This is a genomic window from Sphingomonas sp. (genome assembly GCF_035758555.1).
GTDB lineage: Bacteria > Pseudomonadota > Alphaproteobacteria > Sphingomonadales > Sphingomonadaceae > Sphingomonas_B.
This window is the reverse complement of record NZ_DASTXI010000118.1, coordinates 1-2,933: the sequence shown is the minus strand read 5'-3', so window position 1 is coordinate 2,933 and position 2,933 is coordinate 1. Positions and strand designations below refer to the sequence as shown.

Annotated in this window: 3 protein-coding genes; 1 reads left to right on the top strand and 2 read right to left on the bottom strand. The window is 67.9% G+C overall.

Features of this window, described 5'->3' with window-relative positions; translation table 11 throughout:
• Both VFT73_RS07495 and VFT73_RS07490 read right to left on the bottom strand, forming a co-directional pair.
• Positions 1 to 1,024 (bottom strand): FAD-dependent monooxygenase (locus VFT73_RS07495; protein WP_326409607.1); only part of this gene is annotated, 1,024 nt, incomplete at its 3' end.
• Between the two features lie 52 nt (positions 1,025 to 1,076).
• Positions 1,077 to 2,207 (bottom strand): DJ-1/PfpI family protein, encoded by a 1,131-nt coding sequence (locus VFT73_RS07490; RefSeq protein WP_326409605.1) that lies wholly within the window; start codon positions 2,205 to 2,207, stop codon positions 1,077 to 1,079.
• Positions 2,208 to 2,324: 117 nt separating this feature from the next.
• On the opposite strand from VFT73_RS07490, the gene VFT73_RS07485 reads away from it, so the two are divergent.
• Positions 2,325 to 2,933: AraC family transcriptional regulator (locus tag VFT73_RS07485; RefSeq protein WP_326409603.1), on the top strand; the 609-nt coding region annotated here is incomplete at its 3' end.

The window sequence follows — 2,933 nt, the reverse complement described above, 5'->3', positions numbered from 1 at the left end:
GCCCAGCCACCACATCCCCACAAGCCAACCACCGCGCCAATGCACGCGCATCCAGCACCGCCTGGCTCGCGCCGTTCGATCCCACCGGATACATCGGATGGGCTGCGTCGCCCAGAAGGGAGACCCGGCCGAACGACCAGCGCGGCAACGGTTCGCGATCGCAGTTGGGATATTCGTAGAAGCCGTCCGTCGCACGGATGAGGGCCGCCGGATCGACAAAGCCGAGATGAAATCGGTCCCGCACGAAAGGCAGCACGTCCTCGGGCACGCCCGGCCGGCTCCAATCCTCCGCGCGCAACGGCGCCGCGCCGCTGTCGCCGGTCCTGGCCATCACCGCCCAGTTGGTCAGGCGAATGTCGGGCCGGCTGCTGTCTGCCTGGATCGGGTAGTAAACGAACTTGGCCATGTTGCCGCCGGCGATCGCCATCGTGCGTCCGTCGCGCCATATCGGCCATGGCGTGACCCCGCGCCACAACATGATGCCACTCCAGATCGGCGGTCCTTCGTCGGGATAGAGGGCAGCTCGGACGACCGAATGTATGCCGTCCGCGCCGATCAGCAGATCGCCATCCGCACGACGACGCGATCCGTCGTTCGCAACGAGCCGCGCCGAGACGCCGTCGGGCGTCTGCTCGAAGCCCGTCATCCGGCAGCCGGTTCGGATCGCATCCTTGCCCAGCCGGCGGATCGCGGCCCTGTGGATCAGCCCGAGGAGCTTGCCGCGATGGATGCTGATCTGCGGCACGTCGTATCCGGCATCGACTCCGCGCAGCTCCTGCCACACCGTCTGTCCGTAGCGGTTCGCATAGATCAGCTCGCGCGTGCGGATGCCCGCCGCATCGAGATCCGGCATCAGCCCCAGCGCGTCGAGCTCCCTGACCGCGTGCGGCAGCATGTTGATGCCGACGCCAAGCTCGCGAACCTCGTCTGCCCGCTCGAACACCTCGACCTCGATCCCCGCCTGGTTCAAAAAGAGAGCGGTGGTCAACCCGCCAATGCCGGCGCCCGCGATCAACGCTTTCATCCTTTGCCATTCCCTCGCCGTGGTTGCGAACTGATTGCGCGCCGGCCGGACGTCAGCGCGGCGATTGCGGCATCGTGTATTCGAGCTGCATGGCGACGAGCTCGGCGGTGCGCCTGCCGTAGCGGTCGCCGATCGCGGCGAGGGCATGATCCAATGCCTTTGCCGGCCGATCGCGAACCGCTGGAATGAGCCGTTCGACGGGCCAGTCGCCGGCGACGAGATCGGGCAGAATGCGCAGGCCGGCGCGGCCCGGTTGCGCCTCGGCCGAGGCGGAAAACGTGACGGCCCGCGACCGAAAGGTTCGCGACCAGGCATCGGCCACGAGCGCCAGCGACACCTCGTCGATGCCCGGCGTGAGCTTCATCCCGAGACGCTCGTGGCCCCAGAAGGCCAGCGTGTTGCGGATCGTTGTCAGCGCAAAGGGCCGCGTGAAGCGGAAGGCATCGCTGTCGTGACGCGCGTCCCAATGGGCGAGGCCGAGATCGCGGGCGACGTCGTCGGCCCGCTGTCGGCCGGCGATTGCGGCGATCAGAGTGAGCGCCATCGGCATCGACGCCGTGATGCCCGTCGTCGTCGCGACCCCGCGATCGACCACGAACCGGCGATCGGCCACATAGCGGATCGCGGGATGCTTCGCGCGCAACTCGTCGCGATAATACCAATGAGTGGTCGCGCGCCGGCCGTCGAGCAACCTCGTATTGGCGACGACCTTGGCGCCGGCGCAGACGCCGATGACGATGGCGCCTTTGGCCGCCTGGCTTTCGATCCACGCGAGCGCCGCCGGATCGTCGTCGCGGCTCATGGCCGGGACAATCACGTAGTCGGCGCCTTCGGGATGTTGCCCGTCGAACTCGGCTGTCGTCGCCTGCGCTTCGACCCTGAGGACCGGAAAAAGCGTCACCGGCCCCGGCTGCGTCGCCAGCGCCACGACGTCGGCCACATCGGCGCGTCGCAGGACGCCGTAGGGCATCAGGTAATCGGTGGTCTCGGTCGCATCGTTGATGCCGACGATCGCGATCAATGGCCAGCGGCGTTTGGGCGGCGTCAGCGCCGCGATCGCGCCGTCTGTTTCCTCCTGCGCAATTGGCGACGCCGCCGCGACGGCCGACGCCGCCGGCAGCGAGAGCAGCCAGCCGCCACTGGCCAACAAGCAAGACGCGGCGGCGCCCAGGCCGATCCACAAGAGAAGCCTTCTGTCCATTCTCGGTCGGCTCGATCTGTCTCGTTTCGGGACGGGGTTGACGTCCAACCTACCGACCGTAGGCTCGGCTCAAATGACGTAAATCGTGCGAAACCTGCCATGAGCCGAGCCATCGCCCTCGTCATCCATCCGGGATTCCAGCTCCTGGATGCGGCGGGCCCAACGACCGCTTTCGAGATTGCCGAGCGGCTCTGTCCCGGCAGCTACGATCTCGTGCTGCTGGCGCCCGACGGCGGCGAGATCGAGAGCTCGTCCGGGTTTCGCCTTTCAGCGAAGCCGTTGGACGAGAAGCGGTTCGATTCGATCATCGTCTCCGGCGGGGAAATCATCCGCTCGATAACGGCGGCCGAGAAGATCGTGGCCTGGTTAAGGCGGGCCAACGCGCGCCGGATCGCAAGCGTGTGCACCGGCGCGTTCCTGCTGGCCGAGGCCGGGCTGCTCGACGGTCGCCGCGCGACCACGCATTGGGCCAGCGCCGACGACTTCAGCCGCCGCTATCCGCGGGTCGAGCTCGATGCCGACCGCATCTTCATCCGGGACGGCGACATCTGGACCTCGGCGGGCGTCTCCGCCGGTGTCGATCTGGCGCTCGCCCTGATCGGGGACGATCTCGGTTCGGAAGTCGGCCGGCGGACGGCACAGCAGCTCGTCGTCCATCAGCGCCGGCCGGGCGGCCAGTCGCAGTTCTCGGCGCTGGTGGAGCTGGGC